The 20,249-nt window shown below is 67.9% G+C and carries 13 protein-coding genes and 2 tRNA genes; 7 read left to right on the top strand and 8 right to left on the bottom strand.

From position 1 onward, the window contains the following. Positions 1–17: 17 nt before the first annotated feature. Positions 18–647, bottom strand: a complete 630-nt coding sequence (locus CCO03_RS11260) for a TetR/AcrR family transcriptional regulator (protein WP_087281099.1) — start codon at positions 645–647, stop codon at positions 18–20. A gap of 87 nt (positions 648–734) precedes the next feature. Here CCO03_RS11260 and CCO03_RS11255 point away from each other — a divergent pair, with 87 nt between their 5' ends. Continuing rightward, positions 735–1,967, top strand: a complete 1,233-nt coding sequence (locus CCO03_RS11255) for an arabinose transporter (RefSeq protein ID WP_087284576.1) — start codon at positions 735–737, stop codon at positions 1,965–1,967. A gap of 2 nt (positions 1,968–1,969) precedes the next feature. Here CCO03_RS11255 and CCO03_RS11250 read toward each other — a convergent pair whose 3' ends face one another. Further along, on the bottom strand, positions 1,970–3,403 hold the full coding sequence (locus tag CCO03_RS11250) for an IPTL-CTERM sorting domain-containing protein (RefSeq protein WP_157667649.1): 1,434 nt from the start codon (positions 3,401–3,403) through the stop codon (positions 1,970–1,972). 382 nt (positions 3,404–3,785) lie between these two features. On the opposite strand from CCO03_RS11250, the gene CCO03_RS11245 reads away from it, so the two are divergent. Beyond that, positions 3,786–4,892 (top strand): NADH:flavin oxidoreductase, encoded by a 1,107-nt coding sequence (locus tag CCO03_RS11245; RefSeq protein ID WP_087281095.1) that lies wholly within the window; start codon positions 3,786–3,788, stop codon positions 4,890–4,892. 312 nt (positions 4,893–5,204) lie between these two features. On the opposite strand, the gene CCO03_RS11240 is transcribed toward CCO03_RS11245, so the two are convergent. Continuing rightward, positions 5,205–5,280, bottom strand: a tRNA-Ala gene (locus CCO03_RS11240). Positions 5,281–5,901: 621 nt separating this feature from the next. Beyond that, on the bottom strand, positions 5,902–7,311 hold the full coding sequence (gene gorA, locus CCO03_RS11235) for a glutathione-disulfide reductase (RefSeq protein ID WP_087281093.1): 1,410 nt from the start codon (positions 7,309–7,311) through the stop codon (positions 5,902–5,904). A 502-nt stretch (positions 7,312–7,813) separates the two neighbouring features. Here gorA and CCO03_RS11230 point away from each other — a divergent pair. After that, on the top strand, positions 7,814–12,274 hold the full coding sequence (locus tag CCO03_RS11230; protein WP_087281091.1) for a WGR and DUF4132 domain-containing protein: 4,461 nt from the start codon (positions 7,814–7,816) through the stop codon (positions 12,272–12,274). 575 nt (positions 12,275–12,849) lie between these two features. On the opposite strand, the gene CCO03_RS11225 is transcribed toward CCO03_RS11230, so the two are convergent. Further along, positions 12,850–13,956: a type II asparaginase gene (locus CCO03_RS11225; protein ID WP_418236059.1), complete on the bottom strand. Its 1,107-nt coding sequence runs from the start codon at positions 13,954–13,956 to the stop codon at positions 12,850–12,852. A gap of 650 nt (positions 13,957–14,606) precedes the next feature. Between CCO03_RS11225 and CCO03_RS11220 the strand changes: the two genes are divergently transcribed. Beyond that, entirely contained in the window at positions 14,607–15,020 is a 414-nt protein-coding gene (locus CCO03_RS11220; RefSeq protein ID WP_087281089.1) for a group II truncated hemoglobin, read from the top strand. 5 nt (positions 15,021–15,025) lie between these two features. Next, positions 15,026–15,568 (top strand): P-loop NTPase family protein, encoded by a 543-nt coding sequence (locus tag CCO03_RS11215; RefSeq protein ID WP_157667648.1) that lies wholly within the window; start codon positions 15,026–15,028, stop codon positions 15,566–15,568. Between the two features lie 232 nt (positions 15,569–15,800). Here the strand turns inward: CCO03_RS11215 and CCO03_RS11210 are convergent. The 3 genes from CCO03_RS11210 to radC form a co-directional block, all read right to left on the bottom strand. Next, positions 15,801–15,878 (bottom strand) — tRNA-Arg (locus CCO03_RS11210). A gap of 290 nt (positions 15,879–16,168) precedes the next feature. Next, positions 16,169–17,506, bottom strand: a complete 1,338-nt coding sequence (locus CCO03_RS20770) for a Smr/MutS family protein (protein ID WP_418236019.1) — start codon at positions 17,504–17,506, stop codon at positions 16,169–16,171. A 9-nt stretch (positions 17,507–17,515) separates the two neighbouring features. After that, positions 17,516–18,190: a RadC family protein gene (gene radC / locus CCO03_RS11200; protein WP_087284570.1), complete on the bottom strand. Its 675-nt coding sequence runs from the start codon at positions 18,188–18,190 to the stop codon at positions 17,516–17,518. Between the two features lie 149 nt (positions 18,191–18,339). Here radC and CCO03_RS11195 point away from each other — a divergent pair, with 149 nt between their 5' ends. Together CCO03_RS11195 and ispH are read left to right on the top strand one after the other, a co-directional pair. Next, positions 18,340–18,783, top strand: a complete 444-nt coding sequence (locus CCO03_RS11195) for an FKBP-type peptidyl-prolyl cis-trans isomerase (protein WP_087281085.1) — start codon at positions 18,340–18,342, stop codon at positions 18,781–18,783. A 38-nt stretch (positions 18,784–18,821) separates the two neighbouring features. Continuing rightward, a complete protein-coding gene (ispH, locus tag CCO03_RS11190; RefSeq protein ID WP_087281083.1) occupies positions 18,822–19,793 on the top strand; it encodes a 4-hydroxy-3-methylbut-2-enyl diphosphate reductase in 972 nt (323 codons plus the stop codon). Positions 19,794–20,249 lie beyond the last annotated feature (456 nt).

Genomic DNA, 20,249 nt, shown 5'->3' with positions numbered 1-20,249 from the left:
CGGCGGAGGTGGCCGGCTCAAACTTCACGCGTGTGTGAACCGCACAGGTAGCCGGTCAGCATGTTGACGATGGCCTGCTCGACCTGTCGGGCCGGGCAAGGGGCGCCAGGTGGAATGACGGCCGCGTGGATCAGGGACTCCATGGTCTGCAGCACCATCCACGTCGCCAATTCACGATCGGGTGGTGCGACCTCGTCCCGATGGTCTTCCAGCAACTGGCGGATGCGGTGCCGGATGCTTTGGTCGGCAGGACTCTGATCGGGCGGCGCATCGAAGAACGGAAACTCCTGCTCCAACACGCGGTGCAACTCGGGCGCGACCTGGTGCGCAGCCAGCCAGGCGTGCACGATGGCTGCCAGCTTGCCCCGCAAACCCAGGGGGGCAGCGCCCGCCAGCACGGTGTCCATCGCCGTTTGCATGTCCAGTGCGTGCCGCTCATGAAGGGCTGTGATGAGCGAGTCCTTGTTGGGGAAATATTGATAGACCGACCCCACGCTCACGCCAGCGCGCTCGGCCACCAGGTTGGTGTTGGTTCCGGCGTAGCCGCGCTCGGTCAAAACGCGAGCTGTGGCTTCCAGGATGGCATCCACCAAGGCCCGAGAACGGCTTTGGCGGGGGACGCGTCGTGGCTGAGGCAGCGCAGGCATGTTGACCTCCCGAATGCGAGTTTTCAATGTGAGTAATGACTCATATTATTTCAAATATCGAGCAAATGCTCATGTTTGGAGTTTTGGATGTCTTCTCGTTCTCAGGCGACAGTGGCCCAGGCGGCCCTCTCACCTCCTGTCGTCAACGTCTTTCTCACGTTGCTGCCCATCACCTTGGCGGTGTTCGTCAGCTTCCTCACCATCGGGTTGCCGCTGCCGGTTCTTCCCTTGCAGGTGTCCGGCACCTTGGGCATGAGCCCCCTGGTCGTGGGCGTGGTCATCGGTGCACAGTTCGCCGCTGCATTGCTGTCTCGCTCCTGGGCCGGCAACCTGTCCGACACACGCGGCGCCAAGCGGGCTGTGATCACCGGTCTTCTGTTTGCATCAGCGTCGGGTGTGGCCTACCAGGCGTCCCTGGCTTTCGCGTCTCCTGTGGCATCGGTGTGGATGCTGTTGCTGGGCCGCGTCCTGCTGGGTTGTGGCGAAAGCCTGATCGTGACTGGCTCGTTGAGCTGGGGGATCGGACTGGTCGGCCCGCACAACGCCGGCAAGGTCATGGCCTGGAATGGCATGGCCATGTACGGTGCCTATGCGGCGGGGGCGCCGCTTGGGATCGCTGTTCAAGGCGCTCATGGCTTCGCCGGCATCTCTGTGGCTGCCGTGGTGCTGCCCCTGCTGGCCTTGACATGCATGGCAAATGTCCGGGCTGTGGCTCCAACGGCCGTGCGCCGTACGCCTTTCTACAAGGTGCTGGGCATGGTGTGGCGTCCTGGGCTAGGGCTGGCTTTGTGCAGCGTCGGCTTCGGCGTCATCACGGCCTTCATTGCCCTGTTGTTCGCTGCCCGTGATTGGGGCAATGCCTCACTGGCGTTCACGGTCTTCGGCCTGGCGTTCATTGCCGCGCGCATCTTGTTCGGCCATTTGCCCGACAAGCTTGGCGGTGCGCGCGTGGCGTTGATCTGCGTGGTGATCGAGGCCTTGGGTCAACTGCTCATCTGGGGCGCTCAGAGCCCAGCCGTGGCCTATGCGGGCGCCGCGCTGACGGGCTTTGGTTACTCGCTGGCCTTTCCCGGCTTTGGCGTGGAAGCCGTTCGCCGGGCACCTCCACAAAGTCGGGGCTTGGCCATGGGAGCGTATGTCGCATTCCTTGACATGGCCCTGGGCATCACAGGGCCTGTGCTGGGCGCGTTGGCAGGCGCACGGGGCATCGAGGCCGTTTACCTTGCAGGAGCCATTGCCGTGGCGCTGTCGGCACTCGTCGCATTGCGGCTGCTGACCTCAGGGTCGAAGGATTCCGCAGTTTCACGTGAGGAAGTTTGAGGTCAATGGCGGCGCCCGCTCGCACGACGCGACATCCACCCACCCGCCGCCAGCAGCAGCGTCATCAGCGCCACGCCCCATTGACTCAACGTCGGCACGGGCGTAGCTGTGGGCCTCACGGGGGCACTGGATACGGTCACCGAGGCGGAGGCGCTGTTGTTGCTAGGGTCAAAATCCGCCGTGTCTGTGGCGGTAGCGGTCACTGCGGAGGTGCCCGCTGCCGTGGGGCTGCCGCTGACGGTGCACGTGACGCTGTCTCCAACCGCCAAGCTGGCAATGTTGCAAGCGCCAAGGGTGACGCCGTCGGGCAAGCCTGTGACCGCAAGGGTCGCGGCTGAATTGGCAGGGCCCGCGCCCAGGTTGGTGATCGTGATGGTGCCGCTGTACGGCATGCCGATGGTGGCCGTGGCAGGCAACGATGCCGTCACAGCCAGGTTGGAGAACGAGACCAGGCGGACAGCACCATTGAATCCATCCACCACATACATGGCACCCGTGCTGGTGAAGGCAACGTCCGCAACCCCGTTCAGTTGGGCCTGGGTGGCGAGTCCGCCATCCCCGCTGTAACCGCTGGTGCCATCCCCCACCACAATCGTGTTGACGCCATCGGGGGTTACCTTGAGAACGGTATGGCCTGAGCCATTGGAGATGTACAGATTGTCTGCACTGTCGAAGGCAATGCCGGATGAATTCATGCTGGTTCCCATGTCGCCGGTGAATGCTCCTCCGGGCACCGAGCTGATGATGCCAAGGGAGTCGATTTTGCGGACGACTTTGTTGCCAACATCGGCAACGTACAAATTGCCGGCACTGTCAAAGGCCAGTCCGAAAGGGTAATCCAACATTGCGCTGGTCGCGGCCCCGCCGTCGCCGCTGTAACCAGCGGAGCCGGTGCCCGCCACTGCGGTGACGGTGCCACCGATGTCCATCTTGATGATTTTGTTGTCAAAAGTCTGAGAGGCGTACAGGTTGCCCGCGCTGTCAAACGCGATGTCGAAGACGACGAATCCATTGAGGCTCGAAACGGCCGTCACCATGCCGCCGGTGTCTACCTTGCGGACGCCGCCCGCCATGGACCCAATGTACAGGTTGCCTGCACTGTCCAAGGCCAGTGCTGTGATCGACATGAATGAAGCGCTGGTGGCAGGGCCGCCGTCACCGCTGTTGCCAGCCGTGCCATTGCCGGCCACCGTGGTGATGACGCCGCTGGTGTCCACCTTGCAAATGACGTTCTCTTGCGTGATGTAGAGGTTCCCCGCAGCGTCGATGGCGTTGGCCCGGGTACCGATGCCTTCAAGATTCACGCCCGTGGCAAGCCCGCTGCCGCAGTTGCCGGCCGCACCGTTGGGTGTACCTGTGCCCGCCACAGTCGTGATGACCTGGGCCTGCGCCACGCCGGGATAGGCCAACAGGGCGGTGACGGCCAAGGCGCTCATGGCTTTGATGGAAGAATGAAGACCCTTAAAACGCATCGTGCATGATCCTTTGCCGCGACTTCGGCATCCGCTGTCTGAATACTCACCCCAGTATAAGGCTGGCACCCGTTCAGAGGACATGTCTTGTCAGACTGGCGCACTCGAAAAGACAAAGGCCCGTTGGATCGGCATCCCCCAGCCAAAGACAGCATGGTTCGCACATGGTCACGCCCGTCCGGCTAGGCGCCCCGTGAGCAGGCATTCAGGGCTGAGCGGTTTGCCGGCTTGGATGACGGCGGCTCGTTGCCCCACGCTCTGTCCCCGGCGCATGCGTGCAGCGGTCCTGCACCTCGGCACAATGCCGGCTGACTTCCACTGACACCTTCACGAAAGGAATGCATCCATGTCCAACGACGTGCTGTTCACCCCATTCACGATCAAGGGGTTGACCCTGTCCAACCGCTTGGTCATGGCCCCCATGACGCGGGGCATGGCCCAGGACGGTATTCCTGGTCTCGCCCACGCCGAGTACTACCGCCGTCGCGCGGCGGGTGGCGTCGGCCTCATCCTGACCGAGGGCACGGTGATCGACCGCCCGGCCTCGCGCAACATGCCTGGCATTCCGCTCTTCCACGGCGAGGCCGCGCTGGCCGGCTGGCACGAGGTGGCGCAGGCCGTGCACGCAGCCGGTGGGCGCATCGGCCCGCAGCTCTGGCACACGGGTTCGACGCGCAGCAAGGGCAGCTGGGAGCCGTCGGCCCCCGTCGAAAGCCCGTCGGGCCTGGTCGGGCCCAATGATCCCCGCGGCACGGCGATGACGGAGGAAGACGTGGCCGACACCGTGGCCGCTTTCGCGCGCGCGGCGGCCGATGCCCAACGCCTGGGTTTCGACATCGTCGAGCTGCACGGCGCCCACGGTTACCTGATCGATCAGTTTTTCTGGCAGGGCACGAACGCACGCGGCGACGCCTTTGGTGGCGCCACCATCGCCGAGCGCTCGCGCTTTGCGGCCGAGGCCGTGCGTGCCGTGCGCGCGGCCGTGGGACCGGACTACCCGCTGTGCCTGCGCGTGAGCCAATGGAAGCAGCAGGATTACAAGGCGCGCCTGGCGACCACGCCCGACGAGATGACGAGCTGGCTGGCGCCGCTGGTGGCGGCCGGCGTGGACGTGCTGCACTGTTCGCAGCGTCGCTTCTGGGAGCCTGAATTCCCCGAGATCGACGGCGACCAGGGGCTGAATTTCGCCGGCTGGGCCAAGAAGCTTACGGGCGCGGCCACCATCAGCGTGGGCTCGGTGGGCTTGAACGGCGACTTCTTCGGCTCCTTCGTGGGCAAGGATGCCGGCGCCGAGGATCTGCAGGGCGACCTGCGCCAGCGCATGGAGCGCGGCGAGTTCGACCTGATCGCCGTGGGGCGCGCGCTGATCTCCGATGCACAGTGGCCGCAGAAGGTGCAACAGGGCCAGGCGCTGCAAGGCTTCAACGCCGCCGATCTGGCCGAGCTGGTTTGAGAGACCGACCGCAACGTGACACGTCGCGCGGTCTGACCGCCGCCGCAGGTGGCCAACGCCTGGTTGTGCGGAGGAGCGGGTCTTGATTGATGGCTGGGTATGGGCAGATTCCCGTTTGCTTGAAAACGGTGATGGCGCCATACCTGCTCCGATGTGGCTGTTTATCCAGCCAGGCGTTATCGGCTGGCCGGCCCGCCGGTGGGCATCGGCATCCTGTCGGCCGGCATCATCTGGCGATCTGAGGCGCCCAGCGTGTGGTGTCATGCGAGCACACATGAAAACGCCCAACTGAGAACAGTTGGGCGTTGCATGTGGTGGAGACGAGGAGGATCGAACTCCCGACCTTCGCATTGCGAACGCGACGCTCTCCCAGCTGAGCTACGTCCCCAGAACAGTCGCCATTATGCGTGGTCGCCACCTTCAACGAGCGATGGTGTTCAAAGCGGGTGCCCATGCCACGCTCAAGCGGCCACGAGGGCGGGCAAGGGTGACGGCGGAAGTTCGCTCTTCTTGGGAAAGGCCAAGCCACAACGCTTGGCGCGAGGCACCGATGCCGTCGCCCAGGACGGCGCCGATGACCCGGAATGCGTGGCCACGGACGCCAGATCGCTGGCACCGAAACCGTGCAGGTCGTTGGCCACCCGGCAAACCTGGGCGAAACGCCAGATGTCGATGGTGGAGTTCGATCGAATGAAGCTTGGCGATGCAAGGAGACACCCAAGTCCACCACGACGCCAGGTACCGCCTGTACCCCTATGCCGGTGCCTTGCTCGCGGGGCAGGGCGGTTTCCTTGAGCGGGGGAGCGCCACCACAGGCTTGCCATCTCAACGATGGGCGTGCCGCAGCGATCCTTCGCCGCCATGCCAGGGCCACCCAGGCTTCGTTCACACACCTTCACGCCGGCCATGTAGCAGCTGCAGCCTCACGTCCATCAGCAGTATCTGTGCATGGCCGTTGTCTTGCAAACGGCCATGCGCCGATACTCGTCAATGACTGAAAATCTGACCGTCAGCGCCGCGACACCTCGCGCAGGGTCACGAACTCCTCGGCACTGGTGGGGTGGATGCCGATGGTCTGGTCGAACTGCGCCTTGGTGGCCCCGGCCTGGATGGCGACGGCCATGCCCTGGATGATTTCGCCTGCGTCCTGGCCAACCATGTGTGCGCCCACCACGCGCTGGCTTTGGGCGTCCACGATGAGCTTGATCAGCTCGCGCGAGGCGCTGCCCGAGAGTGCGTGGCGCAGCGGCTTGTAGTCGGTGCGGTAGACCTCGATGGCGGCATGGCGGTCGCGCGCCTGGGCTTCGGTCAGGCCCACGGTGCCGATGGCCGGGTGCGTGAACACCGCGGTGGGGATGTTGTCGTAGTTCATCTGGCGCGCGGCCTTGCCGGGCGCGGGGCCGTACAGCTGATCGACCAGGGCCATGGCTTCGGCCAGCGCGACGGGCGTGAGTTCCATGCGGCCGACCACGTCGCCCAGGGCATAGATGCCGGTCACGCTGGTTTCAAAGCGCTCGTTGACCTGCACCTGGCCGCTGTCGCGCGTGGCCACGCCGGCGGCTTCCAGGTTCAGGCCGGCCGTGTTGGCCTCGCGCCCGATGGCCATCAGCACGGTGTCGCCGTCAAAGCTGCGGCCATCGGCGGTGGTCAGCCGCACGCTGCCATCGTCCAGGCGCGTGAGGGCCTTGGGCACGGCCGACAGGTGCAGCTGGATGTGGTGCCCGCGCATTTCGTGGGTGACGAAGCGGGCGACCTCGTCGTCAAAGGCCTTCAGGGGTTGCTCGCCGCGGTAGATGAGGTGGGTTTCGGCGCCCATGCCGTTGAAGATGCTGGCCATTTCACAGGCGATGTAGCCGCCGCCCACGACCAGCAGGCGCTTGGGGAACACGGGCAGGTCGAACATGTCGTCCGAACTGACGGCGAGCTCGATGCCCGGCAGTTGGGGCATGCGCGGCCGCCCGCCAGTGGCGATGAGCACGTGGCGCGCCTGCAGCGCGCGTGTTCCGCCTGCGGTCAGCGCCACCTGCACGGTGTGGTGTTCGCCCGCCTGGGGCGTCAGGCTGGCGTGGCCGGCAATGCGTTCGACCTTGGCGCCGCTCATCAGGCCTTCGTAGATGCCGTTCAGGCGCGAGATCTCGGCTGCGCGCACGCGCTTGAGGTGCGCCCAGTCCAGCGCGATGCCGTCTGGCACCCGCCAGCCGTAGCCGCGCGCCAGGGCCATGTCCTCCCCGTGTTGCGCCGCAAAGCTGTACATCTTCTTGGGCACGCAGCCCACGTTCACGCAGGTGCCGCCCATGGGGCCGCTTTCGACCACCGCGACGCGGGCGCCACGCTGGGCGGCGAAACGGGCCGCACGCACGCCGCCCGAGCCACCGCCAATCACGATCAGGTCAAACGAAGGGGGCAGGGCAGAGGTCATGGTGTGGGTCGAGCTGTGGAGGCCGCATGGCGGCGATGGGTGGGACCGAAAGCGTGCGGCTGTCGGCGCGACAAAACGCGTGCATTGTGCAAGAGGGCGCGCCGCCGCATGGCCGGGTGGCCGATTGCACCCGTTGCCATTGGGGGCGCGGGCGATCGCCACCCGATGCACCTTGGCGCAGCGCCTGTCGCCCGTGGTCATCGCAACACGTGCTGCGTGAGCCCGGCCGAGGCTGGCGGTGTGAGGCGGCGAGGGGGCTGGGGGTGTCTGCTGCCATGCTGGGTGCGGCGCCGGGTGTGCCCCAGCGCCATTCCAGCGTTGGCCAGGTGGCGCCCAGGGCGGCTGGCAGGGCCCAAGGATGTCGCGCGTGCCGGGTATGCTTGTCAGGCGCAGCAACACGTGGCTCAGCTGAACGCAGCGTTGGCACGTGCATGGGGTATGGCCTATTTGTCGTTTAGAAGAAAACGAGAATTGGCTCATACTGGTCAATGGAGGAGGGTGCATGCAGCGTTACGAATTCAACGATGGCAAGTCCAGCAAGTTCTGGCAGATCGAGCAGCAGGGCCACGAGCTGCACATTGCCTGGGGCAAGATCGGCACGCAGGGACAAAGCCAGGTCAAGTCGTTCGATGACGAGGCCAAGGCCCAGGTCGCCCGGGACAAGCTGATCAAGGAGAAGACCGGCAAGGGCTACGTGGCGGCGGGCGAGGCGCCTCTGGCGGCCGGTGCCACACCCAAGGTGGCCAAGCCGGCGTCACCGGGTTCGGCGGCGGCGCCCGCCAAGGCCCCCGCCGCGCCTCGGGCGGAGCGGGGCGCCAAACCGCCCGAGCCTTCAGGTGATTTGGCTGAAGAGGCCAAGCCCCCCGCACACGTGGCGGGTGAGGCCGCGAGTGACGCGGTGACGGACGCAGCGGATGCCAACCCCGTGCCGGGGGCCGCAGTGGACGCAACGGGCGCCGGCCTTGACAACGCCCGCACCTGGCTGGCCGCCGCGCCGCAGGACATCGACAACGCCCTGGCTGCGCGGCGCGCTCAGCCCAGCGTGGACGAAGAGGCCGTGCAGGCCTGGCCACAAGTGCTGCAAGCCCTGGCTGCTGGCGACTACGAGAACACCTCGGCCAAGGCCTTCACGCCGCTGCGGGTCAAGAAGCGGTTCGGCCTGTCGGACGGCGCCTGGGACATGGTTGCCGCCTGGTTCGAGGAGGCGCATCTGGGCTCGGACTGGGGCTACACCACCTCGCTGCAGCTGAGCGCCAACGTGCAGGCTGATGCCGCCAAGCTGCTGGCGCGCCTGCCCGCCGACCTGACCCAGGCGCAGGTGGCCCGCATCCAGACGCAGGTCGCCAGTGCCTGGGCACCGGTGCACGCGGGGGAGCCCGGCGAGCGCGTGGCCGATCGCTTCGGCCAGGCCATCCTGCATCGGTTGATGGCCCTGCCGCGCCGTGACGCGCCGGGCGATGCCCCGCCAAGCCTGGCCCGGGCGAAGGCCTGGCAGGCCTTGCGCAAGTCGCTGCGGTTCCGGTTTGACCCGTCCCTCTCGCACAGCACCTTCGCGCATGGCCTCACGGTGCTGAGCACGCGCCTGGCGCAGGACGAGGTGGCGCCCGACGCCGACGCGGATCAGATGCTGCTCAACGTGGCGGTGCACATGCACAACCATGGCGAGATGCGCACGGACCCGGCTCACCTGGTCGCGTACCTCGTCGACGCGCACGGCTTGCCCGAGGTGGTGCGCATGCTGGCGCGCAGCCTGCAGGCCACGGCCGAGTTCAACTATGGCGCGCGCTCGCACTGGACCCTGACGGTGTGGCAGCCGGGCTTGCCCAACGACCGCAGCCGCTTGCACCCGCTGCAGGGCGCCTGGTTCCGCGTCCGCCAACACCTGGTGCATGCCGATGAGGCCGAGTGGCAGGCCTGTGTGGCGGCCGTGCTGGCGGTGTTGCCCGAGGTGCCGGTGGCCCGGCAGCCGCTGCTGGGGCCGTTGTTCGCCGAGTCGGCCGAGGTCATGGCGGCACTGCTGGGCAACCTGCCCGCCAGCGGCGCCCTGTCGGGCGAGAGCCAGTGGTTGCTGGCCTGCACCACCGACGCGCAGGCGGTGAGCCAGCTCGCCCGGGCCCGGGATTCGGACGGGGCGGGGCTGTTTGACACGCCGGCGGCGCTGGACGACATGCTGGTGCGTTTCGGGCTCGGCGCCTTGCCCGCGTTGGCACTGGCCGCGGCGCAGGATGCGCCCGCGCAGCGGTTGATGGCCATCAACCACCCCGATGCCCTGCACGCCCTGGCGCGGGTGGCGGCGCAGGACAAAGGCACCCAGGCCCGGCTGAAGCAGGCGGTGGCGCGCTGGCCGCTGGCGGGCCTGGTGGGCCTGGCGCGGGCCTGCGTGGGCGGTGGCAAGGACGTGAGCTTGCTCATCCCCGTGTTGCAGGATGCGCTGCGTCAGCTCGGCCCCATCGTGAGCCTGGCGGCCCCCTGGCTGGAGCCCGCAGGCTGGGCCGTGGTGGTGCAGCAGGCGAACAAGCTCGCGGGTCCGGTGGACGTGGCCACCGTCGCCGACCTGCCGGCGGTGCTGGCGCAGCCGCCGTGGCGGCGGGCGCGCAAGGCCAAGGCCGTGGCCAAGCCCCTGATGCTCGAACCCGTGGGCGTGCCGGCCCAGGAACGGTGGGCGCCCGGCGAAAAAGAGGCCTGGCACCAGGCCAACCACTGGAAAGCGCCGGCCACGTCGGTCACCGCCCAGGAGGCGCAAAGCCTGGCGCAGGACCTCGCGTTTCACTACCGCAACCCCAAGATTGGCTACATCACGCAGTGCGCGCAGGCCATTGTGGCGGGCGATGCCCAGGCCTTGATCGAGACCTGGTTGCAGGCCCTGGCGCGTGCCCGGCAAGAGCGGAATTTCTACGGCTCCCTCAGTGCCGCCGCCACAGTGGCCTTGCCCGAGCCACTGGGCCTGGCCTTCTGGAATGCCGTGGCCGGCGAAGTCAACGTGTACGACCCTGCCGCGCCCGTGCTGCAGTGGGGCGTGGCGGCGCTGCCGGGTTTGACCCGCCTGATGCAGAGCCGGCCCACCGAGGTCATCGAGCTGGCGCTGCACGTGGGGGCGGTGGAGCTGGCACCTTCGGTGGCCCGCGCGGCCTTCCGGCTCAAGTCCACCCGGTCCCATGCCCTGCGCTGGCTGCTGCGCTGGCCCGAACATGCGGCCGCCGGTTTGATCGCCCCTGCGCTGGGCAAGCCGGGTGAGGACCGTGACGTGGCCGCGAAGGCCTTGCGGCTGCTGGCCAGCCAAGGCCATGCGGACCTCATCCACCGCACGGCGCAGCGTTACCCGGATGCCGCCGTGGCCGAGGGGGTGCAGGCCATCCTGGGCGAAGACCCGCTGGACCTGTACCCCAGCAAGCTGCCCCCGTTGCCAGCCTTCTGGCAGCCCGAGGCCTGGAGCCGGCCCGTGCTCGCCCGCGGCAAAGCCCTGGGCGAAGACGCCCTCCAGGCCCTGGGCCAGATGCTCAGCTTCCCGCGCACCGAAGGCCTGTATGCCGGGCTCGACCAGGTGCGCGCGGCCTGCACCCCCGACTCGCTCGCCGCCTTCGCCTGGGACCTGTTTGGCGCCTGGCTGGCCGCCGGCGCCCCCGCCAAGGACAACTGGGGCTTCACCACCCTGGGCCTGCTGGGCAACGACGACACCGCGCGCCGCCTCACGCCCCTGATCCGCGCCTGGCCCGGTGAATCGGCCCATGCCCGGGCCGTGCTCGGCCTGGACATCCTCGAGCAGATCGGCACCGACACCGCCCTCATGCTGCTCAACGGCATCGCCCAAAAGCTCAAGTTCAAAGGCCTGCAGGACAAGGCCAGGGACAAGATCCAGGCCATCGCCGATGCCCGCGGCCTCACCACCCAAGAGCTCGAAGACCGCCTGGCCCCCGACCTCGGCCTGGATGCGCAAGGCAGCCTCTTGCTCGACTTCGGCCCCCGCCAATTCAAGGTCGGGTTCGACGAAACCTTGAAACCCTGGGTGCGCGACTTCACCGGCGGGCGTGCCGGCGCCCGCCTCAAAGACCTGCCCAAGCCCAACAAAGCCGACGACCCGGCCCAGGCCCAGGACGCCAGCGAACGCTACAAAGCCCTCAAGAAAGACGCCAAGACCATCGCCGCCCAGCAAATCCAGCGGCTCGAAACCGCCATGTGCGAGCAGCGGCGCTGGAGCCCCGGCAACTTCCAGACCTTCATCGCCCAACACCCCCTGGTGCGCCACATCGCCCAGCGCCTGGTCTGGGGCGTGTTCCTCGTCGCCAAGGCCTCTTCTGCCAGCGACACCCTCGCCACCGACCTCGACCCCACCGAGCCTGCACTGAGCGAGGCCGAACGCCAGGCCCGCCACGACGCCCAATTCCCCAACCACGGCGGCCAGCTGCTCGCCTGCTTTCGCCTGGCCGAAGATGGCAGCCTCACCACCGCGGACGACGCGCCCTTCGAACTGCCCGCCAGCGCCGATGCCGAGCACGCCATCCGCGTGGGCGTGCCCCATGCGCTGCACATCAGCGCCGAGGACCAGCAGGCCTTCGGCCAGATCTTTGCCGACTACGAGCTGCTGCAGCCGTTTGCGCAGCTGGGGCGCGACACCTACGCGTTGAGCGAGGCCGAGCGCCAGGGCACGGTGCTCTCGCGTTGGGTGGGCGTCACGGTGGCCACGGGCAAGGTCATGGGCTTGACCAGCAAAGGCTGGGACCGCGGTGCGCCGCAGGACGGCGGCTGGATCGGCTGGATGGAGTTCAACGGCCCGCATGGCTGCATTTCGCTCGACCTCGATCCCGGCATGGCGGTGGGCGACATCAGCTGGGAGCCCGAGCAGAAGCTGGGTGAGGTCACGCGCACACGCACCAACGGCTGGAGCGACAACCATCGCATGACCTGGGCCGACCTCGATGCGATCGCGGCCAGCGAGCTCATCCGTGCGCTGGAGAGCCTGCGCTGATCCCCGCGCGTCCACCGGCTGCGCGCGGGCCGACTGCGAACGCCGCCGCTGATGACGCGAGGACCGACGAGCCGGCCTGCCAGGCGCTTCATGAGGCTGGGCGCCAGCACCGTGGGGTCGAACATGGCGATGACGTGCTGCGCGCCCGTCCATGAGGCAGTGGCGCGGCCATGACCGCCAGGGCTGCTGGATGCCCCGTCTGCTTCCGGTCTGTGCCGGTACCGTGCCGCGCGGGGCCCAGAGGCCAAACCAGATGTCCAGGTCGGCGCCGGCAAAGCCCTGTTCGGCCATCGTGGGCACCTCGAGAGAGAAGGGCGACCGCTTGCTGCTGACGATGGCCAGCAGCCTGTGAAGGCCGTGCATGACATGCTAAAAGAAGGCAGTATGCGTGCATTGCGGTTATCTGAATAGCGGCAATTGCCCGATACCCCATTTCTTTTCAAAACCCAACGCTGCTCGGGCGCCGTTCCGGCGGCCGAACTGCTGTGCGCGTCCGAGGCGGCTGGATGCCTTCGAGGTAGCTCTTGGCCTCGCAGATGCCCAGCCGCTCGGTGGCATGAAACAAAACGGGGTATTCAGTACTCCCAGAACATGCGCTGGATCTCGCGCGTGTTGGTGGTCTTGGTCAAGGCCAGGGCCGTCAGCAGGCGGGCCTTCTCGGGGCGCAGGTCGTGCGCCACCACCCAGTCGTACTTGTCATCGGGCTGCTCGGCGTTGCGCAGCACGAAGCCATACGGCACGCGGCTGGCGCGCACGATGATGGTGCCCTTGCTGCGCAGCTCGTTCAGCGTGGGCACGATGCGGTCGGCCACCGAGCCATTGCCGGTGCCGGCGTGCACGATGGCCTTGGCGCCCGACTTGGCGAACGCGTCGATGGCCGTGGGCGGCACGTTGCCGTAGCTGTAGACGATCTCGACCGGCGGCAGCGACTGGATCTGGTCGATGTTGAACTCCGACTGGTTGGTGTGGCGCTTGACGGGCGCGCGGAACCAGTAGTTCTTGCCCTCGACCACCATGCCCAGCGGACCCCACTGGCTCAGGAAGGCGCCGGTCTTGATGTTCACGTCCTTGTTCACATCGCGGGCGGTCTGGATTTCGTCGTTCATGGTGACCAGCACGCCCTTGCCCTTGGCGTCGGTCGAGGCGGCCACGCTCACGGCATCGACCAGGTTCAGCGCGCCATCGGCCGACAGGGCGGTGCCCGGACGCATGCTGCCCACCACGATGATGGGCTTGTCCGTGTGCACGGTCAGGCTCAGGAAGTAGGCGGTTTCGGCCAGCGTGTCGGTGCCGTGGGTGACGACGATGCCATCGACATCGGCCTGCTTGGACAGTGCCGACACGCGGCGGGCCAGCGTCAGCAGGTTGTCGTTGGTGAAGCTCTCCGAGGCGATCTGGAACACCTGCTCGCCGCGCACGTTGGCCACCTTGGCCAATTCGGGCAGGCCGGCCAGCAGCTTGTCGACCGGCACCTTGGCGGCGCTGTACGAGGCGCTGTTCATGGCCGTGGCGCCCGCGCCGGCGATGGTGCCGCCTGTGGCCAGCACCACCACGTTGCGCTGGCCTTGCTGGGCCGGCGCACTGGCCTGGGGCGCGGTGCTGGCCGCAGGCGGCGCCGCAGCAGGCTGGGCGGATGCGGTGGGCGAGGACGCGCAGGCGCTCAGCGACAGGGCGCAGGCCAGGGCCAGGGCGCTGACCGCGCCGAATGCGCCAGAACGACGCGAGGTGTGGGTGTGCAACACAGGAATCTCCCGAAATGGAACGAGGGGACAGGCGCGCCACGGATGGTGGCGGCCTGCCACGCCCAGGCCCGCGTTGGTGGCGGGCCCGAGGCTGCACAGACGACGCCCTTGCATCGGCCCTGCAGCCTGGGTCGGGATGTTGCACATGCCGTGCCAGGCTGTCTGTCGGGTGAAGTCCCAAGGTGGTGCGTGGGCTGCGGTGTGGTCGGTCCTGTTCCCGTGGACTGAGGCCGGGCCGCACCGTTCTTTGGCTGCCGATCAACTTGCCTGCCATCATGCGGGCCTTGCGTGCCATTGCATGGCCAGAGATTCCAAGTCCTGCGGCGGCGCGAAGCGGTCGCATTCCCAGGCATCGCCTGATCACCCGGCCGCAGCGGGGGCCTTCCATCGCCCGAACCCGTCCAGGCAGCCAGGCAGCCAGGTGGCTGTGGCCGGGCCACTTGGTCGAAGCCCGCAACGCCCCTCGCGGGATCGTGGGTCCAATTCGGTGCAAGGCGCCCCTGGGCGATGACGACAGGCAACAGCCGGGCTGCGTACACTTGCGCCGCCGGGTTTCCGGTGCTGCCTCTCCTCTCTCCTCGTCCCACCGCATGTCCGATTCCGTTTCGCCACCGCCCGAGTCCCCGTTGACGCCCTTCGAGATGCTGGGGGGCGAGCCCGTGGTTCAGGCCTTGTCGACGCGCTTTTACGACCTCATGGACCTGGAGCCGGCCTACGCGGCCCTGCGCGCCGCGCACGGCCCCGATCTGGACGAGGCACGGCAGAAGCTGTTCTGGTTCCTGTGCGGCTGGCTTGGCGGCCCCGACCACTACGTCAGCCGGTTTGGCCATCCGCGATTGCGGGCCCGGCACCTGCCGTTCGCCATCGGCATCCGGGAGCGCGACCAATGGGTCGCCTGCATGAGCCAGGCCATGGGCGAGCTGAACGTGGACGCCGCACTGCGCGAACGCCTGGCGCGCAGCTTCATGCAGACGGCCGACTGGATGCGCAACAAGGGCGGGTGACGCGCATGCCCCACGAGTCGTCTGGCCCGGCCGCCCGCCCGCGTCGCATCGTGATCATCGGCCGGCCCGGCAGTGGCAAATCCACGCTGGCGCGCCGGCTCGGTGAACGCCTGAACCTGCCCGTGGTGCACCTGGACCGCCTGTTCTGGCTGCCCGGCTGGACCCAGCCCGACGAGGCGGCATTCCGTGCGCGCGTGCAGGCATCGACCGAAGGCCCGGGCTGGATCAGCGAAGGCAACTACGACCGCACCACGTTTGCCTTGCGGCTGCCGCTGGCCGATGCCCTGATCTGGCTGGATCCGCCACGCAGCCTGTGTCTGTGGCGCGTCATCGCGCGCAACCGGCGTGGCGGCCGGCGGCCTGACCTGCCCGAAGGCTGCGAGGAGCGCCTGAACGCCGAGTTTCTGGCGTTTTTGCGCTACGTCTGGCGGTACGACCGGGATCACCGCCCGCGCATCGAAGTCGGTCTGGCGCAACACGGGCGTCACCTGCAGGTGCATCGGCTGAACTCCGATGCAGCGGTGAAGGCTTTTTGGGCTGCGCTGTGAAGAATGGGGTATAGGTTGATTGCCGTTCAACGTGAAACGGAAACCAGGGCATACTGGGTTGATCTGCTGGCCTGACCCGATTGCGGTTGCGCCGCACGGCCCAGGCGAGCATCACCGTGTGGGTGTGCCTGGCGCCACCTGGCCTGGCCATGCGGCAGGCTCGGGCTGATCGCACCCAACGACCCGCAACGAAAAAGCCTTGCAACTTCGAGAAGTTGCAAGGCTTTGCGTTTGGTGCGGCTGGCAGGATTCGAACCCACGACCCCTTGGTTCGTAGCCAAGTACTCTAATCCAACTGAGCTACAGCCGCTGAAGCTGCGAAGTATAGCTCAAAAAATCATGCTGCCGCAACTCGCTTGGGTTTTTTGAAGAAACAAACTGGCGCCAGCCCCAGGGCTCGGGCTTGCTCGCGGCATCGCGTTGACGGCGTTGCGCGCCATCGCCGCGGCAACACGGCTGGACGCCCGCCTCGATGCGCCGCATGCGCATGCTGATCTCCGACACGCGACTCCGGCGCGCGTCGGCCCGCCGCCCAGGCGCTCGTTTGCCTGTGTGCCAGGGTGGCCAGCGCTGAGCCGGGTGACGCCGTGCCCGAACTGATCAGCGCCGGGCCGGGCGCAGCAGCACGACCACGGCGCCGTCGCCACCTTGGTTGGGATTGGCCTGCACAAAGGCCATGACTTCGGCTTTTTGCACCAGCCAGCGGTTCACCCGGCTTTTGAGCACCGGCATCTTGCCGGGCGAGCCCAGGCCTTTGCCGTGGATCACGCGCACGCAGCGCACGCCGGCGCGGTGGCTTTCGCGGATGAAGGCGCCCAGTGCCTCGCGCGCTTCGTCGGTGCGCAGCCCGTGCAGGTCCACCTGCTTCTGGATCGTCCACTCGCCGCGACGCAGGCGCCGCGCGATGTCCAGGCTGACGCCGGGGCGCAGAAAACTGAGCTTGTCGTCGGTGTCGAGCAGCGTGCCCGCGTCGAACTCATCGGACAGGGATTCGCGCAGCACGGCCTGTTCGTCGGCCAGGCGCTGCGCCGGCACGGGGTCGCGCGGCAGGTGGTGCTGGGCGCGCTGGGGGTCGGGCAGGGCGGTGACGGCGCCCACGGCGCGCAAAAAGGCCTGGCGCTGGACGTCGCGCGCCTGCGCCGCCGAACGGCGCTGGGCCTCGTCGGCCTTGGCCTGGGCGCGTTGGGCTTTCAGGGCCTGGTGGGCGACCCGCAGCCCTTGCAGGGGATGCGCGGCTTCGGTGGTTTGGCCGGGCGGTGCTGTGAACCCGTCTTGCGCACGATGCAGCCCAGTATGGTCATGCTTCCGATGATTGCTGATCGGCAATGCAGTCATACTGCCGGGTGCCTGTGATGGGCGTGACGCACCGCGTGGCGCCGTGGCCTCGGCGTCCGCGAGCTTGTCCAGCAGGGCCTGGGGTGGGGGGCGGCGGTTCTGCTCGCGCAGCAGGTCGGCAAATGAGGGGGGCGCCAGATCGGCTGCGCGGGGTTGCGCGGCACGGGCGCTGGGGCCTGCTTCGGGCAGGCGCACCTGCACCGCGTTGCGCAGCGGGGCCAGGGCCTGGGCCAGCGGCGTGGGCAGGGGTGCATTTGCAGGCTGGGCGATTGTGGCAAGGGGATCGTGGCGCGGCGCGTGGCCCGGCCCCCGCGCTGGCGCCTGAGTCGGCGCAGGCAGGGTTGCGGGTGGGGTGGGGCGCGCTTTCGCTCGAACCGGGCCTGCACGCCCCGCCGGGGCCGAAGCAGCGGGCGTCGTGTGGGCCGAGGGTGCGGCAGCGGCAGCTGGGGTGCCTGGGCCGCTCGGCGAAGTCGGGGGTGGCGCGCTGGCGGGCGCGGCGCCCTGCAAGGCCGCGTGCAGGGCCTGGGCGACGGCAGAGCGTGGCTTGGGGCTGTTCGGAGGCGGTGGGGGCGAACGGTGGAGGCCGGCGGACTTCTGGGCCATGGGCATTTCCTACATCAAGCCGCGTTCGGCCATGGAGACGACTTCGTGACGCACGACCACGAAGTGGTCCAGCACCTGCACGTCGATCAGGGCCAGTGCGCTTTTCAGCCGCTGCGTCAGCTGCTGGTCGGCGGTACTGGGCGTGGCATCGCCACTGGGGTGGTTGTGGGCCAGCAGCACGGCGGCGGCATTCAGCTGCAGCGCGCGCACGGCCACCTCGCGCGGGTACACGCTGGCTTGCGTCAGCGTGCCGCGAAACATCTCTTCCATGGCGATCAAGCGGTTCTGGGCATCGACGAACAACACGGCGAACACCTCGTGCGGCTTGTGGCCGAAGGCCAGCTGCAGGTAGTGGCGCACCGCTTCGGGGCTGCCGAACACGGGTTGCGCCTTGAGCTGGCACGCCAGCGCACGGCGCGCCAATTCCAGCACAGCGGCCAGTTCGGCGCGCTTGGCCGGCCCCAGCCCCTTGGTGGCCTGCAGGTCTTGCAGGCTGGCGCCCAGCAGACCGGCCACGCCGTCGAAGCGGTCCAGCAGTTCCTGGGCCAGCACCAGCACGTTCTTGCCCTGCAGGCCGGTGCGCAGCAGCAGGGCGAGCAGTTCGGCGTCGCCCAGCGCGGCAGGTCCCTGGGCGAGCAACTTTTCGCGGGGGCGCAGGTCGGCGGGAAGGTCTTTGAGGGGCATGCTGAGGAGGCGCGGCGCGGGCACCTAAAATCGGCGCCAGTTTATTCAATCCCCGATGTGGCCGGTCTGACAGGGACGCTGGCAGCTGCCATGCAGCCCGTGTTCATGGGCATGCCCGCGTCAGGCGCCACACCGCATACCCCTTCAGCATGACCACCGTTCAACCCGGCTCTTTCCTCACCTTGCACTACCGCTTGTCCGGCCCGCAGGGCGATGTGATCAACACCTTCAAGGACAAGCCCGCCACCCTGTCGCTGGGCACGGGCGAGCTGTCGCCCGCCGTCGAGGCGCGCCTGCTGGGTCTGAACGAAGGGGATCACACCCAGTTCGACCTGGCCGCGGGCGAGGCCTTTGGCGAGCGCAACCCCGACATGGTGCAGTGGGTGGCGCGCAAGCTGCTGATCGAGCTGGGGGACCCCGATCAGGTCTACCACGTGGGCGATGTGGTGCAGTTCCCCACACCGGACGGCTCGGGCAGCTACGCGGGCGCCGTGCAGGCCGTGCGCGAGGACGGCGCGGTGCAGTTCGACTTCAACCACCCGCTGGCCAGCCAGCCGGTGACCTTTGAAGTGCAACTGATTGGTGTGCTGTGACCGGTCCGTCTTCTGCATCGAGCGGGGCGGACACCGTGATGCACGGCAGCGAGGTGGTGCTGGCCGAGCCACGCGGCTTTTGCGCCGGCGTGGATCGGGCGATCGAAATCGTCGAGCGCGCCATCGCCAAGTTCGGCTCGCCCATCTACGTGCGCCATGAGATCGTGCACAACACCTACGTCGTCGAGTCGCTGAAGGCACGCGGCGCCATCTTCATCGAAGACCTGGCCAAGGTGCCGCCCGGCGCCACGCTGGTGTTTTCGGCACACGGTGTGAGCCGCGCCGTGCAGCAAGAGGCCGAGGCCCGCGGCTTCCAGATCTTCGACGCGACCTGTCCGCTGGTGACCAAGGTGCACGTCGAGGTGGCCAAGCTCGCGCGTGAAGGCTACGAATTCATCATGATCGGCCACGAGGGTCACCCCGAGGTTGAGGGCACCATGGGGCAGCTCGACGAGGGCATCCACCTGGTCGAAACCGTGGACGACGTGGCGCGCGTGGCGCCGCGGCAGACCGACCGGCTCGCCGTGGTCACGCAGACCACCTTGTCGGTGGACGATGCCGCGGGCATCACGGCGGCTGTCAAGGCGCGCTTTCCGCAGATCCGCGAGCCCAAACAGCAGGACATCTGCTACGCCACGCAGAACCGCCAGGACGCGGTCAAGCTGATGTCGACCGAGGTCGACGTCGTCGTCGTCGTGGGCAGCCCCACGAGCAGCAACAGCAACCGCCTGCGCGAGGTGGCGCAGCGCAAGGGCATAGCCGCCTACATGGTGGACAACGCCGGCGAACTGCGGCCCGAGTGGTTCGCGGGCAAGACCCGCGTGGGCCTGACGGCCGGCGCGTCGGCCCCCGATGTGCTGGTGCAGCAGGTGATCGAGCGCCTGCGCGAGCTGGGCGCCGTCAGCGTGCGCAAGATGGCAGGCGAGGCGGAGACCATGAAGTTCCCGCTGCCCAAAGGCCTGAAGATCGACGAGGCCCTGGGCGAGACCGTGCCCGCGCACCTGCGTTGAAGCCGTGTGGCATGGGGTATAGGGCGATTGCCGATGAGGCGATGACGGGAAGCGCCGGATACTGCGTGCCATTCGTCGCCGCTTGTCGTCGACATGCCCCGGAGGCACTGGATCCGGTTCGCGGCGGACGCTGAGGGGCGCGCGAGGCTCACCTTTTGATGCCCACCTGATTGACCAGCCGGTTGTGCGCCTCCAACTCGCAGGGCCAGGCGTGAGCTGCCACCTTCAGCGCCTGGCGCACCCTCTTGATGCTCCACCGTGGATGCAGGTGCTCAACCCCGTTGGGTCCGTGGGCAGGTGCGCGCTGTCGCCTGCTCATCGGACAGATGGACCGGTGCGCCATGTCATCCGTCTTGTCCCGGGTCTCATCTCGGCGTCGGGATAGCCAGCCGCGTTCCCCGGCACGAAGTGGACAAACCGCGACCCGCACAAGGTGGTGCCCGCTCAAGCGCAAAC

The sequence above is a fragment of the Comamonas serinivorans genome (assembly GCF_002158865.1).
Taxonomy (GTDB): Bacteria; Pseudomonadota; Gammaproteobacteria; order Burkholderiales; family Burkholderiaceae_C; genus Comamonas_E; species Comamonas_E serinivorans.
This window is presented reverse-complemented; position numbering and strand designations above follow the sequence as displayed.